Annotated in this window: 12 protein-coding genes; 5 read left to right on the forward strand and 7 right to left on the reverse strand. The window is 61.7% G+C overall.

Translation table 11 applies throughout. From position 1 onward, the window contains the following. Positions 1-499: 499 nt before the first annotated feature. The gene (locus GIW81_RS07040) at positions 500-1432 is read left to right on the forward strand and encodes a glycosyltransferase family 2 protein (RefSeq protein WP_154738564.1); all 933 of its coding nucleotides are present in this window, start codon (positions 500-502) and stop codon (positions 1430-1432) included. Positions 1433-1796: 364 nt separating this feature from the next. On the opposite strand, the gene GIW81_RS07045 is transcribed toward GIW81_RS07040, so the two are convergent. From GIW81_RS07045 to GIW81_RS07060, 4 genes are all read right to left on the reverse strand, one after another. Beyond that, positions 1797-2471, reverse strand: a complete 675-nt coding sequence (locus GIW81_RS07045) for a sugar transferase (RefSeq protein WP_195930536.1) — start codon at positions 2469-2471, stop codon at positions 1797-1799. 373 nt (positions 2472-2844) lie between these two features. Beyond that, positions 2845-3603 carry a response regulator transcription factor gene (locus tag GIW81_RS07050; protein WP_154738565.1) on the reverse strand — a complete coding sequence of 253 codons (759 nt, stop codon included), beginning with the start codon at positions 3601-3603 and terminating at the stop codon, positions 2845-2847. A gap of 197 nt (positions 3604-3800) precedes the next feature. Then, entirely contained in the window at positions 3801-4784 is a 984-nt protein-coding gene (locus tag GIW81_RS07055) for an alpha/beta hydrolase (protein ID WP_195930431.1), read from the reverse strand. Positions 4785-5023: 239 nt separating this feature from the next. Then, a complete protein-coding gene (locus GIW81_RS07060; RefSeq protein ID WP_154738567.1) occupies positions 5024-6244 on the reverse strand; it encodes a glycosyltransferase in 1221 nt (406 codons plus the stop codon). Positions 6245-6635: 391 nt separating this feature from the next. Here GIW81_RS07060 and GIW81_RS07065 point away from each other — a divergent pair, with 391 nt between their 5' ends. Then, positions 6636-7973 carry a polysaccharide biosynthesis/export family protein gene (locus tag GIW81_RS07065; protein WP_154738568.1) on the forward strand — a complete coding sequence of 446 codons (1338 nt, stop codon included), beginning with the start codon at positions 6636-6638 and terminating at the stop codon, positions 7971-7973. A gap of 43 nt (positions 7974-8016) precedes the next feature. On the opposite strand, the gene GIW81_RS07070 is transcribed toward GIW81_RS07065, so the two are convergent. Continuing rightward, positions 8017-10011: a polysaccharide biosynthesis tyrosine autokinase gene (locus GIW81_RS07070; protein ID WP_195930433.1), complete on the reverse strand. Its 1995-nt coding sequence runs from the start codon at positions 10009-10011 to the stop codon at positions 8017-8019. A 297-nt stretch (positions 10012-10308) separates the two neighbouring features. Continuing rightward, positions 10309-10527, reverse strand: coding sequence for a hypothetical protein (locus GIW81_RS07075; RefSeq protein WP_154738570.1), 219 nt, complete (start codon positions 10525-10527; stop codon positions 10309-10311). Between the two features lie 216 nt (positions 10528-10743). On the opposite strand from GIW81_RS07075, the gene GIW81_RS19205 reads away from it, so the two are divergent. Further along, complete coding sequence (locus GIW81_RS19205) at positions 10744-10878, forward strand: hypothetical protein (RefSeq protein ID WP_267873813.1); 135 nt, start codon at positions 10744-10746, stop codon at positions 10876-10878. Between the two features lie 309 nt (positions 10879-11187). On the opposite strand, the gene GIW81_RS07080 is transcribed toward GIW81_RS19205, so the two are convergent. Next, positions 11188-12303 (reverse strand): type III polyketide synthase, encoded by a 1116-nt coding sequence (locus tag GIW81_RS07080; protein WP_154738571.1) that lies wholly within the window; start codon positions 12301-12303, stop codon positions 11188-11190. A gap of 365 nt (positions 12304-12668) precedes the next feature. Here GIW81_RS07080 and GIW81_RS07085 point away from each other — a divergent pair, with 365 nt between their 5' ends. Together GIW81_RS07085 and GIW81_RS07090 are read left to right on the forward strand one after the other, a co-directional pair. Then, positions 12669-13523, forward strand: coding sequence for a hypothetical protein (locus GIW81_RS07085; protein WP_154738572.1), 855 nt, complete (start codon positions 12669-12671; stop codon positions 13521-13523). 72 nt (positions 13524-13595) lie between these two features. Next, positions 13596-14600, forward strand: coding sequence for a hypothetical protein (locus GIW81_RS07090; RefSeq protein ID WP_195930435.1), 1005 nt, complete (start codon positions 13596-13598; stop codon positions 14598-14600).

The following is a 14600-nucleotide window of genomic DNA, read 5'->3' on the forward strand; positions in this document are numbered from 1 at the left end:
ATAGCGTGCGACGCCGGTCGGCCGGAGTGCGACGTAATCCCCGTTGATCGCCCAATGCCGGACCGATCGAGAACGATCCTTACCTTGGCGGTATCCCGACCACAGATTGGCAACCCGCGTTAGGGAGCTGAGGGGCCCTGTCCGGGCGCCGGAGACGCGAGCTGAGCTCAAGAATGACCGACTGACGAGACTCATCTGACGTGACTACTCGACTGCGCTTTCGGCTCGCGGGTATCGCGCAGCCCGGCCGCGACGGCTTCCTCAGACGTGAATGGTACTGACCGCCGGTGCCCCTGGTAACCACGCCATTTGTGGTACACACCAGAACGCTCGACGGTCTCGGTGGTTAACACCGATTGGCCTTCACGCGGCGCACGCCAGCTAGCTCTCTTTAGGTAGGCCTAAGACCAATTCGGAGAATGCGCTTAGGGCCGCGAGGACCTAGCCTGTCCCCGCCCGGCCTTCGTCGGGAGTGAACCAGGACCGGCAAGAAGCGCCCATGAAGCTTATCGTGATCATAGCGACCCTTGGCAGAAGGGCGCAGGTCGGTCGACTCGTGCGCTACCTAGAATCGCAGACTCGCCCGCCCGATGAAGTAATCATCTCTGCGCCGGATGCATCGCACGTCGATCCCTACGAAGGGCGCCGGTTCGCTGTAACGCACGTCTTTGGCCCTATCGGATCAACGGTCCAGCGCAACACCGCCCTGGACCTGGCATTGGGCCGAGCGGATATCGTCAGCTTCTTCGACGACGATTTCATTCCCGCCGACGACTACCTTGCGCAGGTTACCGCGGCATTTCAAACCAACCCAAATTGGTCGGTTGTCATGGGGCACGTCGTGGCCGACGGAGCACGGGGAACTGGGCTCGACTGGGAAACAGGGCTCGCGGCGCTACGCTCTGCCACCGATCGTCCTCAGGAGCCCCTCGTGGTCGAGCATGTGGGCGCCTACGGCTGCAACATGTCCGTCCGTGCCAGTGTGGTCGGCAAATTGCGATTTGACGAACGGCTGCCGCTGTATGGCTGGCTGGAGGACATCGACTTTACCAGCCAGCTTCGCCGCAATGGGCGTGTCGTCGAGTTGCGGCACGTACTGGGGGTACACCTGGGGGTGAGGTCGGGGGGCCGGGTAAGCGGCGAGCGGCTCGGGTATTCGCAGGTGATGAACCCGATCTATTTGGTGAGGAAGGGGACCGTGCCCTTTTCATTCGCGATGAACCTCATGATCCGCAACGTAATCGCGAACTTGATCAGGAGCCTATGGCAGGAGGCGCATGTGGATAGGTGGGGGCGCCTCAGGGGAAACTTCTTGGCTGCGTCGCACGCAATGCTGGGCCGGATCGAGCCGGAGTACATTTTAAAGATCGGCTCCTCAGGGAGCGTGCCAAGTGCTGCCCGGTGCAAGTTGCAGAGCGGAAAGCCTGTCTAGGTCGGTAGACCGCGATTGCTATTGCAAATCGCCGGGAGAGCAGCAGATTGTCCCGTAGAGAGACTCGTAGCTCCTGGACGCTCGGAGGGCCGACTTTGTTGTGGGCATGCCTTGCTGCTGCGGGGATCGGCCTGCTAGCGGGGATGCGCTATAAGGTGACGGTGATGCTAGTCCTTGCGTTGCTGGTCGTCGTTGGCACCATCGCAGTCGCCGTGATCTTCGACTGGACGCCGCTGCGGGCGATAGGCGTGTTGGTCCTGCTACTAGCGGTGCAGCAATCCGCTTACCTTGTCGGTCTCCTGCTATCAACGCGTCGTTGAGCAGCTGGGCCGCGGCCGATTCCTGCCCCACGGGTGACCCGCGGCTATGCGGTGTCCTCCGTCCGCAGCACGGCGGGAACTGTCCGCACTAAAATCCATACGTCGCGCATCGCCGACCAACGGCGCACGTACCTACGGTCGAGGGCGACGCGGGTGCGGTAGCTCAAGCGATTGCGCCCGCTCACCTGCCAGAGCCCCGTCATACCCGGACTTGCCTTGGTGTAGTCCTCCCAAGCCAGGCCGTAGCGAGGTATCTCTTCGGCAACGATCGGACGCGGACCCACGCAGCTCATCTGCCCCATCAAAACATTGAAAAGCTGAGGCAATTCATCAATGCTCGAGCGCCGCAGGATGCTTCCGAGACGCGTGACGCGGGGATCGATACGCAGCTTGCGATCGATTTGCCATTCCTCCCGCGCGGCACTGTTATGGACGAGGTGATCCTGCAGGGCCGTGTCCGCGTCGTTGACCATCGTGCGGAACTTCAGACACGCGAACGAACGTCCGCCATAGCCTAGGCGCGCGTGTGAGAAGATGACCGGGCTGCCCATGGTCAGTCGGATCAATAGAGCCACAAGCAGCAGTAGCGGTGCGAGCAGCACCAAAGCCACCGACGCGACGGCGATGTCGAGCGCTCGCTTGGTTAGGCCGCCAATAGGCCTGCTGCTCAACCGTGCCGTGGTCGTTGCAATAGATGAAAGCTTCGGCTCGAGCGTCAGGCGGTCTGACTCGCGCGGCGCGAAGACAGGCTCGTTAGCCGATTGCCGAAGCAGCCACTGGCTCGCACGTGCGTCGCTCGGTTGCTCCGTCGTTACGAACTCGCGATGTCGCGCATCATCGCGCAACGTGATCGCCAATGCGTCACCGCAAGCAGCGGCTTCGCAGCTTCCGACTTCTTGCAAAAGGTAAGTTCGTTCGGACACGGATTTAGCTGCCGCAGCAATTTTCCCGTGCGATCTTCCCGCAATACTGCGCGCCGTCACAAGGCGCCCAAACGAAGTAGGCTCAGTGCGCGGAGTACATGCTTTGGGAGGCGGGAGGACGACGGATGGGTTCAGACTCACATCCGTCGTCGTCGATCACGAGCTCGGGCTAGCGTGTGACTTCCTCGCCGCTGAGCAGGCGGGTGGCAAGATACGCAACCTCGGTCCGATTCGTGGCGTGGAGCTTCTTCATGATGTTGCGAACGTGCACCTTTACGGTGCTCTCGCGCATGTTGAGTTCGTAGGCGATGATTTTGTTTGCCTTGCCGCGCCTGAGCGCCTCGACGACCGCAGCCTGGCGTGCGGTGAACATGCCGTTGGCTTTGTGGGTAGCCGCCGAAGGATCTTCTTGCACCCGATGCGCAGCGATGAGGCTGCTGGCAGGGACGTAAACGCCGCCGGCACGAGCCAGCTCCATCGCCTGTATCGCGATGTCGATCGGCAGGCTCGTTGGGATATAGCCTCGGATGTTGCGACCGAGCATGCGAACGATCAGATCCGGGTCCTCGTTGTCGGAAAGTATGACCGCCGGACATTTGATCGATTGAGCGGAGAGCTCCGCCAAACGCTCGATCTCCTTCATAGCTTCAGCCTGAGTCAGCCGCGTCTGGCACAGAACAAGTAGCGAGACGGGCACCTGCTGGTGCAGCCAATCGTCAAGCGTGGGGAAACTCAAGACTTGCAGATCAGTGCTGCTGCAGATGGCTCGTGCCAGGCACTCACTGGAGAGCAGCTGCCGATTTATGATGGCAATCGGCAGGCTCTTCAGTGCCGACCCGTTGCGAGAAGGTGTGTGATTAGAAGTATCAACCTTATCTCCGCTAACGGTCCCCTCGACGTCGTATTCGCGGAAGAGCTGGCTCGTCATGATCTTCCACCCGGGGCTGGGACATTCCAGGTTGGCGATTACCAATCCGAATGTGATTTAAGCAATCGGCGTAAGCATTTGTTAAGAATAGAGTACTTCTCGTTGGCTTGGCAAGTCTGTGCGTGTACCCCTTTTGGCTAGTCGGCGGGATACGCGCGTAAAGTGGGACGGCGGAAGTTGGGAAAGACTTTTTAAAGTTACTGCGTCGCCCCTGGTGGCCAGTCGATGCGGCGCGGTGTGGAAGGCGGCAGGAAGCGCACCTCCGAGTATGGCGAGTGTCTTACGTACATAAGCGGGTGCTTATGATTCTGCAGATACGTGCCGAAAAAAGCCGCCGTGTAAGCTTCGACGATCGTCCGCGCGTGCTTCGGGGGATCGACCGGCTGCTGAGTACCGGGCACTATCGAAGCACTGCCGATCGACCCACCGAAGTGTTCTTTGCGCGTCCCCTCGATTTGAATGACGTGCCCTTGGGGTAGGCGCGCTTGATGGCGGGCGCGTCGATAGTGCAGAGCCTCGCGGGCGTTGATCGGCGCAGGCAGCGACGATGTCGGATGTGCGCTCTGGAAGTCTGGGAGCATTGCCAAATAGGGCACAGTCACCAGGCGGGCGCTGATTGGTCCTGCCAGATTTGCAGCCGCCACGTATCGCTTGTCGGAATGAGTGGCCTCTGCGGCAACCGCCCCGCCAAGCGCATATCCCATGATACCGACATTCTTCAAATCGATGCAGTTGCCCCAGACTGTCCGGTCACCTTGCTCCAGTTCCTCGAGTGCATCGAGCAGGACCGACGCAGTCTTCACGCCATGAGCCAGTGATCGTTGCTCACCGTCGCTCGTCGACGGCTCGGATCGTCGAAGGCTGTATTGCGAAATGCGGCGGCCGAAGGGATCGTGTATCGCGGCCAATACGAAACCGTGACTGGCAAGATCGGCGAGCAGATGAGAATTTGCCTCGTGGCGACCGCCGATGTCGTGCACATACGTTATCAGGGGTAAGCGGCCCAACTCGCGCGTGGGCTCGGCTCCATGCCATGCCGGCGCCAAACGAAAATGCCGCAAACGATACAGGAACTGTGCAAGTGCGCGCGCGCGCGTCGGCTCCGTCTGGTCAATTGGATACCAAAGTCGCACCTGCAAGGTCGTGCAACGCCCTTCCTCCGCGCGGGTGCGAAGACGCAAGCCCGTCGTCCCTAGGGCATGCGGCCCCGTTGTACTGAACGATGCAGCCTGCCAATGCATATAGCCTCTTGCGGTACTCTTATTATCCAAGAACACGCCAAGCCTTTCAGACTAGCAGCAGGGCAAGATTCCAAGGGTATTGTTCGCGCGCTGGCAGCGCTCGCGCAGGACGGCTTGGCGGTTTGTGTTGGGTCGACGACGACATCCCTTTTGTTTCCTTGTTGTTGAACAGGATGCGATCACTCTGCGGCAATTTGATTGACGTGCGCGTCGATACCAGACGGTTCATGCATGGACATTGTCGCAGCGAAAGCGGAGTAGATTTCGCGTGCGAACCGCTCGGGATTGAAACGCATCGCGTTCTTTCGACACGCAAGCGGCTGGATTTGCTCGGCGTTGACGTCGAATCGTTTCACCGCATCGATGACGGACTGCACCGACTGGTGTTCGAACAAAACGCCGGTTGGCTCGCCGGTCCTGCCAAGTGGCCGCACGATATCCATCGCCCCGCCGCGCGCGAAAGCTATGAGAGGGGTGCCGTAAGCCTGCGCCTCGGCCAGTGCGATGCCGAAGTCCTCGCATCCGGCGAAAACGAGCGCGCGTGCTCGCGACACCGCTTCGATGTACTCAGCGCGCGGCAGATATCCGGCGAACGAGATGTTCGGGCCGGCGCGGTCCTTGAGCTTGGCGGCCTGCTGCCCATCCCCGACTACGAGCAGTTTTCGGGTCGGCATGGCATTGAAGGCGTCGATGACAAGGTCCGTGCGCTTGTACGGAGCGAGAAAGGCGGCCGTGACGTAGTAGTCGTCTTTGTCCGTACAGAGTGCCGCTTCGTCAACATCCACCGGCGGGAAGACGACGCGAGCATCGAGGCCATAGACCCGCCTTATCCGGGCCCGCACGTAGCTGGAATTCGCCAGCATGAGGTCCGGCCCGTGCGCGGTGCGCGTATCCCATAGTCGCAGCCGGTGCATGAGGTAGCGGAACAAGAGCCCCTTGGGACCGAAGCCAAGGTTGCCCTGCTGAAGGTAGGAAAACTGCTCATCCCACGCATAGCGGATCGGGCTATGCACGTAACACAGATGGGGTTGGTCAGGGCGCGTCAGCACTCCCCTTGCGTAAGCCGCAGAAGAGGAAATGACCGCATCATATTGGGTGACGTCGAACTGTTCGATCAGCAACGGGCAGATCGGAAATAGGGCTCGGTAGAACTTTCTGACCTTCGGAATCCGATTGGCAATCGAGGTATGGAAGGTGACCCCGGCGAAGTGCTGTTGCTTGATTTCATCCGGAAGGAAGTCGAATAGCGTGAAGACCTCAGCGGTCTTGAAGAGCTTGCAGAGCTCGGCCAGAACCCTTTCGCCGCCACGAAAGTCTGGACACCAATCATGCACGATGGCTATGCGCATCCCGGCGGCAATCTGCGAATTGTGCCGGCTCCCGCCAAGTACGCTATCCATTTCCGCGTCTCATCGACCCCACCATGGGCTTCTTCCCCTCGCGCTCCGGCGACTAGCCGCAATTCTGCGACGAAGCCGAAACTGCGATGGAAAGTATTTTAGAGACGTTCGGATCAGCAAGCCGACCAACGGAGGTAGGGCGAGCAACTCGGCTCAAGATCGCGCTGGAAGGAGGTCGGAGATAAGCCTTTGTGCGAGGGCTCGCGCGCGGAAGTGGTAGGAAGTTTGATCGCTGGGCATTCACCCATCACGGGCTTCAACCTTTTGTGCGTGCTCGCTGGAGAGGGGCCTCCCGATAGACTTGGCTCAGGCCGAAACCTGGTTGCCGCCAGCGCGGGAAGACGAACGCCGCGGCCCAGCCTCTCATCGCAAAAGGATCAGAGACGTGACAATGCAGAAACTCACACGATCAATCCTCGTCGTGGCGCTTTGCCTGTGCGCGCTACCCGTTACCCGCACCGTTGCGCGAGATGCTGCGCCTCAGGCTCCTGAGCCCGAGTACAAGCTCGGACCGCAGGACCAAGTCCGCGTGAAAGTCTACGAGTGGCGGCCTTCGCGCGACGAAGTATATGAATGGACCGCATTTAAGGCCGACTACGTTGTGAGCGGCTCGGGCAGCTTATCTCTCCCGCTGCTAGGCGATGTGCCCGCGAATGGCAAGACTACGACAGAGCTGCAACGCGATCTGGGGGAGCGTCTCAGGGATCGTATGGGTCTTGTCGCCAGCCCTGACGTGACCGTCGAGATCGTGCACTTCCGGCCCTTCTACGTCGTCGGCGCTGTCGAGAAGCCTGGGGAATATCCTTACCGCCCCGACCTCAACGTGCTCGAGGCCTATGCCCTGGCCGGCGGACGCCCCCGCACCTCTCCCGCCCGCCTGCAACGCGAAGCGATTGCCGCGCGTGGCGACCTTCATTCCTACGCTCTGGAATCGCAGTCTCTACGTGCCCGTATGGTGCGCCTGCAGGCCGAGCTTGCAGACGCAGCCACGCTGAAATGGCCGGCAGAACTGGAGGGACGCCTCGTCACGCCCGAGCTCAATCGCGTCTTGAACCAGGAAAAGCTGGTTTTCGACATGCGGCGCGAGGCGTATCGCACGCAGGTGACGGCACTTCGGCAATTGGAGGCGTTTCTTCAGAAGGAGGCGACCTCGCTCGAGAAGCAGCTCGAGGTTCACCAAACGGAGGTCGCCTCCGTCCGCACCGAGCTGCAGATAGTCCAGGATCTTTTCAAGAAGGGACTCACCCCCGCTACGCGCAAGCTAACCCTGGAGCGCAACATGGCGCAGGTGGATGGAGACAGACTACGCCTCGAAACGAACCTGATGCGGGCGCGTCAGGAGGGCAGCAAGACCAAGGTCGCACTGGCCGAGCTGCTCGCCAAGCGCAACACTGAACTCTCAGCGGAGCTGCAGAAGTCGCAATCGCGTCTTGATGAGCTGAGCAGCCGAATGGAGACATCGGCCAGCCTCCTGCACGAGTCCGAGGTCCTGGCTCCGCAGGCCCTGGTGGCGGAGGAGGGGCAGGAAGCGCAACCCGTCTTCACGATCGTCAGGCGGAGTGGCGGCAAATCGAGCGAGCAAGTGGTCTCGCAGGACCAGGCGGTGCAGCCCGGCGACACGATCATCGTCGAGCAGCCGCGCAAGTATCCCCGTCCGCGGGTATCGGGTGATCTGACGGACTCCTCGCCAACCGCATCCGCTGACGTCTCCCTGCCGGACCGGCGTTAGCGGCAAAGAGGCGCCAAGTCAGCGCAAGTCCGTCTGCATCGGATCAGCGCAGACGTTCGACGTTTGCCGGCGCGTAGGAGTAGCTGAAGTAGTTGCCCGCGAGATCGCCGTTATCGGGGGTCGATGTATCGATCTTATTGATCACCACACCGGCGATATTGGCCCCTGCGTTACGCAGCAAATGAATGGATTCAGATAGCAGCGGCAAGGGTGTGCGGCCCCACTCGGCAACGACGATTGTGCCATCCACCAGCGAGCTGACGGCGAGGCCGTCGAGGCTCGCGCTGAGCGGTGGAAGCTCGAAGATGATGAAGTCGTAGGATTTCTGCATCTCGGCGAGCAACGGCTCGGCAAGTTCGACTGTCGGCGCCGCATCCGGCGAATTGGTCAGTCCCGCGATGCTGAGCGGAAGCAGATCTAAGTCGCTGCCGTCGACACGGACGATACAGTCCTTCAGCGCGCACTCACCATTGAGGACTTCTTGCAACCCCTGTTCCGCGTCCGGCGCAAAGGCGCGGCTCAATGATGCCCTACGCATATCACCATCGATGAGAAGTGTGCGTACGCCCGATGCCGCGAACAGTGCGGCCAAGTTTGCCGCGATCGTCGACTTTCCTTCGCCCGGAAGTGTCGAGGTAACGGCAATGCTCCGTAGCTGCCTGCCTCGAGCGGCGATCGCGATGGCTGTCCTCAGCCGCTTCATGGCGTGGCTGAAAATGGAGAAGGGCAAGGTAACGACCGACAAGAGGTCCGCGCGGCTGGTCTCTTGAGCTGCCTCTTCGGTCGTTGCAGACCCCATAAACCAGGCATTCACGCGCCCGACGATCGACTTCGCTCCGCGCTGGAGAAGGCGAACGAGGTCAGACGGCCGCTGCGCCAGCGCCAGTCCGGCGCTGAGACGCGTCACCGGCGACGGAGGCCGGAGGTCTACGAAACTCGGGATCATGGCGAGGCATTCGAGCCCGAGCTCGTCGCGAACCTGGCGCGCACCCGCGACGCTACGGTCGAGCTGTGCCCGGCAGAAGGCTATGCCGAAGCCGGCCAGTGCACCCATCAGGCCGCCGAATAGCAAGATGAGCTTGGTCCGTGGGTAGCTCTTGGTGGTGGGCGCCGAAGCCTCGGTGATCACGCGGGCGTTGCTGATGGGATAGGACTGCTTTTGTACAGATTCCGTATATGCGGATAGGTAGCTCTCATAGATGCGCCGGAACGTCTGAGCCGTGGAATCGAGCTCTTCGAGAGTATTTTGACGGGTTTCGACAGGCTCGCGGGGAGCAGCTGGGAGCCCCTCCGCACCAGCTCTGGGCGAAATGCGGTAGTCGCGCTTGGCGCGAAATTCCTGCGCCTGCAAAGCCGCTGCATTCATCTCCTTGCGCAAGTGATCAATCCGCTCCTCCAGCCAGAGGCCGCCCTGGCGCGCTGCTAGCCCGCGCGCGTTGATTTGATCGGCGATGTAGGCATCGGCTGTAGCATTGGCTAACTTGGCGGCGAGATCGGGGTGCGGCGCGCTGTAGAATATGTCGATGGAGTAGGAGAGCCCGACACGCCGCACTTCCAGGCCATTCTTGTAGCGTGCCAACGCCAGGCGTTCACGGGCGAGGGCATCCGGCTCGGGAGCCCCATTTAACAGTCGAAATGGATAGGTAAGTATCGAGGAGGAGACGCCGCTGAATGCTGGGTCTTCATTGAGCTTCAGCTTCTTGACGACGGCCTGGGCGATGCTCTCGGAGCGGATCACCTGGATCTGGCTCTCCACCTGCGCATTGTCGAGGCCAAAGATGTTGTCGCGCGCGTCCGTAAGTGACTTAGGCAGGCTCGGATCGATGATGATCTGAGCATGGGCGGTGTACAGGGGGACAGCCGACCACGCATAGGCCGCGCCCAACAAGATACCGATGGCCGTGGACCATTTAAGCAGCGACGAGTAGCGCTTGATAAAGCGCTTGATGTCCGCATGTGTGACGAGGAAGTTTTCTGGCTGATGGTTCGACGCCTGGACGGGCGTCGGTATCCGAGCGGAAATGTACTGCTCCTGCATGGGACCCAACTCTGCTGTGTTACGGCTCATTTCGAACTTTGCGGAGGGGCCGATTCCTCTCCTCTTGATGGCCGCAGTGATGAATTCATGGATCGAACTACACGCGCGACCATGACCCCGCGCCTTGCGGCCAGTTCTCGGACGGCTTTCGAGAACGAACGTGCGCCAAGGCTAGTCAATCGGCAGCGACGGCCACAAGATGACCGAGCCATGCCGCTACTACACCTTCCGGCACCGGCTACATCTTTCGGCGTAGCGCTGCGCTCGCCTGAGGCGTGCGCTATCTGCAGCGGCGCCCTAGATGCACACGAGCCTGAGCAGCTCCTGACTGAGCCGGCCAATCATTGCGCGATTTTCGGCAAAGGCGAGATGGGCCGCGCGGCGCTCTGTTGCAGAACTGGTGTCGTAACTTGCAAACCGAGCAGCGATCTCGCCCTGCTCTTTCTCGAGCACGCGTATCTGCTCTTTGAGCTTTTCAGCTCTGATGCGATCTGCCAGCGCGACGCCTTGCGCCATTTATCTGATCCGCCACTAGTTCGAGCGGACAAGCATCGCCCTTCCTGGATAGCGAACCAGCTTCAGTTGCCGTGCGATCGACATTGCCCACTGTTTTCTGAGAGGCCATCTGCAGTGGTCGGGGCGGGGTGGCTGAGTTCAGCTGCTCATTCGCGCCGCGACATATCCCAACAGGGCGCACGCCAAGCCGAACATCGTGACGTGCGCGATGGTCAGATGCGCAGCTGCCTGGAGGAGTCGATCCTCGTCGACGAGCGCGTGGTGGATCACCTCGTCTATCGAAAGCGACGCGCCTCGCCCTTCGACCAGGGGCCGCGTAAGCCAGCCCAATCCGAAACCTACGGCAGCTGAAGCTAGACTGACAGTCCAAGGTCGCATGTCACGCTCCCATTGCCCGCTCCGCAACCGATGCGCTACGCGTGCCAAATTCGCGTGTAGTCGAGCGATCGCTCAACCGCGTGAGGCGCAGTTTACATCTGATTCGACTGTCGTGTTTGACGGCCAGGGAACGATCGCATGCCAATGGCGGTGCTGTATCGGCAATCGGCCGTCCGGCCTGCTCATCGCGCTGCGCATCGGCGAGCGCCCGGACGGGGTGACCAACGCTCAGCGCTCAGTGAACGTCACTTCACTCACGCTCGTACGCTCGCCAGTCACGGCCTAGAGATCGAGAACGATGAAGTATCCGGAGAACCCGGGGCCGAATGCCGCCAGCAGAAATCGTCCTTGGGCTTTGTCGGCCAGAGCTTCCTTGAGGACGAACAGCGCGGTCGCCGACGACATGTTGCCGTACTCCTTCAACACCTTCCAGGAGTAGCGGAGGCGGTCACGCTCGATGCCGAGCGTATCTTCCACCGTGGTGAGCACCTTGCTGCCGCCGGGATGCAGGAGGAAGCCGGCGAAGTCCTGCGGCATGAGCCCTTCGCGGACAAAGAACGGAATTAGTCCCTCGCCCAACCGCTCGCGCATCAAGGTGGGAAGTTCCGGGCTCAACACAATGCCGAAGCCGTCGTCCTTGATGTCGAAGCCCATGATGTGCTCGGTTTTCGACCAGAAGTGTTCGCCGATGGCACCGATGCGGGCGCGCACGGGACCATCTTGGCCGCGAGCTTCCTGCGTACCGCCGGGGCAACGCAACACGACCCCGGCTGCCCCGTCGCCGAACAGCGCGGCGGCGACAAACATCGTGAGACTGGGATCGTTGATGCGCAGGCAAAGCGAGCATAGGTCGATCGTCAGGAACAGCACGTTCGAGCCCGGTTGCGCCTGCGCCATGCGCGCGGCACGGGCAAGCCCGGCAACACCACCCCCGCAACCAAACCCGAACATCGGCAAGCGCTGCACATCGGGGCGGAACGCAAGCCGGTTCATCAACCGCGCTTCGAGGGTCGGGATAGCGAGGCCGGTGATGGTGTTGGTGACGATCGTGTCGATGTCGCGCAAGGCGAGCCCGGCCTCCGCCACGGCCTGCACCGCCACTTGTTCGAGGAGGTCGAGGGCGTTGCGCTGGTACGTCTCGGTGCGCTCCTCCCAGGTGTGGGTCCGGAGGTACCACTCTTTCGGTTCGACCGAGTAGCGCCGCTCGATGCCGGTATTGGTGTAGAGGGAATCGAGTCGGGCGTACTGCGGATAGATCTTGTGGGCGCGCTCGGAGACCTCTTCCTGTCCGGTCACGTACTTCGGTACGGCGGTGGCGATGGATGCGATCTCGACTTTGACTCCGACCGCGGATGCGGGAGCACGTCGGGCGGCAACGAGTTCAGCATGTACCGTCATTTACCAAACCCGAATGCATGCACACGCAGGGATGCGTGACCCAGCATGCTAAATCCGTGCACTGAGCGCCAGCAAAGGTGGGACATATGGTGTAGTCCCCCTTTCATCCGGCTCGGAATGTCGGCCTTGAGTCCACGCGCGCGACGGGGGGACTATGCTCGCGGCACGGTTTCCATTCCTTTAAACTGAAACGAAATGCGCCGATCGCCTGCACTCCATTTGAACCCTAACTCGGGTTGCACAGGAACGCGATAAACCAACCAGCCATTTGCTCCACCAGTCACCCCGTCAGGCATCGCTCTGTGGCGATCGGGATCAATTCGGGGGTCCGCCGGAATTCCGGCCCAACAGACTGGAGGAGAACCATGGAACAAAACACCCATCCGGGCGCCTATCGCTTTAGTGGCTCGCCGTCGGATTCGTCTTCGTCAAGTGACGCTCCCTCAAACGCCTCGCCCGACGACGGCACAACGGGCTCCAGCTCCAACACACCCCCTCCTATCGCGAGCAATGACACTTCGAGCGCCGACGGCATCGGAAGCGTCGAGGGCTCGAATGGCGGCGTCGGCATCAACGCGGGCGACACCGACGGTGACGGCGACGGCCTCATCAACGCCAATACCAATGTAGGTGGCCTCCTCGGCGGCACGCTCGATGGCGTGCAAGTCGATGCCGTCAATTCGGGAAGCCTGCTTGACGCGCATGCGCCGGGGCTGCTCGATGCCACGGTCGGCGACGGCAGTGTGGCCGGTGTTGTCGATGGCGTGACCGGTGACGGACTGGGCGGCATCGTGAGCGGACTGACCGGTGCGACCGACGGTTTCCAAGGCGTCCAGATCGACGCGCTTGACGGCACCAACATCGCTGAAGTGAACGCCCCCGGCGTCGCCGATGCGACGGTTGGCGGCGCCGAGCTCGGCAACCTGCTCGACGGTGGCGGCAGCCTCCTCGGCGAATTGACCGACGGCATTGGCAGTGGCTCGAGCGGCATCGAGGTCGACGCGCTCAACGGCGACAACCTTGCCGAAGCACACGCACCCGGCGTCGCCGATGCGACCGTAGGGGGTGCCGAGCTCGGCAACATCCTCGGTGGCGCGGAATTGGGCGGCCTCCTCGGCGGCGCCGATCTGCCGCTCGATCTCGGCGGGCTCACCGGCGATCTCAACATCGACGTGGCCGGCCTCGACATCGGTCAGGCGCTCGACAACGTCACCACCTAACGGCCCTAGCGAAACGATGGCCGGCGCGATCGTCGCGCCGGTCATTCCTCTAGTTTCAGGATGGAGCGTGTCATGGCGGCCGCGGCAAACGCACGACGTGTTTCGGAAACGGCAGGACCCATTCCAACGCGAGACGTGCGTGATACCAGTGACCTAGGTGGCCGTCGGCGTTGGGCGAGCTTCCTCACCTGGGCATTTTTTCTTGCTGAGATGGCGGGCCGCGATGGGATTTTGCCTACCTCCGCGCACGCGGGCGACGAGGGGTTGGGCCGTGCGGACCACGCGAGCGGCGCAACCGCACCAATCGCCAACAATCTACCGAATATAAGCGTCTCAACGGCCGCTGAGGCCCCCGAGCCAATAACTTATCAGCATGCTCCGACCCTGCCCGCTTACGCACCGACGCCGCTGTCGAGCGAACTCGGCGAGGCGAAGATTGCGCCCATCGCCGATGGGTTCGCGCACGGCGGCGGCGCGGCGGGGGGTGGCGGCTTCGGCCATCCGATGTCTGCCGACGAAGCGTCCCTTACCTCAGAAAGGAGCGACGGGGCCTTCGTGGCGTTCAATGCATCAGGCGAGCCGCTCGATCTCGGCCTCAGCCTCGATATGAACGACGCCGCGCAGGGCCTACTGGGCGGAATTTCCGAGGTCCTCTCGAGCCTGCCATTGGTCGGCGGCTTGCTTGGGAACCTTGGCGACGCGCTGGTCAATGCGACCGACCACCTTCTGCCGGCATTGAGCCCGGCAACGTCGCTCATCGGTCTGGACGGCGGGCATGACGATGCGCAAGGGCCAGGTGTCGGCTCGCCCGGCCAAATCAACTTCAGCTTCGGCGCGCCATCCGATTCCCCCGCGCTCGTGTCCGATTCCGGCGGGTACACCAACTACGGGATTGCATTGAGCCTCGGTGGCTCGGATGCCGGCGCATCCGCGAACGAAGCCCCCGTCGACAGCGACATTGCGGGCGGCCTTGACGCGTGGGCGTTCAACCATCTTCCCGGTGTCGATCACAGCACCTCCGACGCGCTCCACATCGATCAGGCCGTGATGCGGACGGCTTCCGACATACTGGCGTAA

This window comes from Hyphomicrobium album (assembly GCF_009708035.1).
GTDB lineage: Bacteria > Pseudomonadota > Alphaproteobacteria > Rhizobiales > Hyphomicrobiaceae > Hyphomicrobium_A > Hyphomicrobium_A album.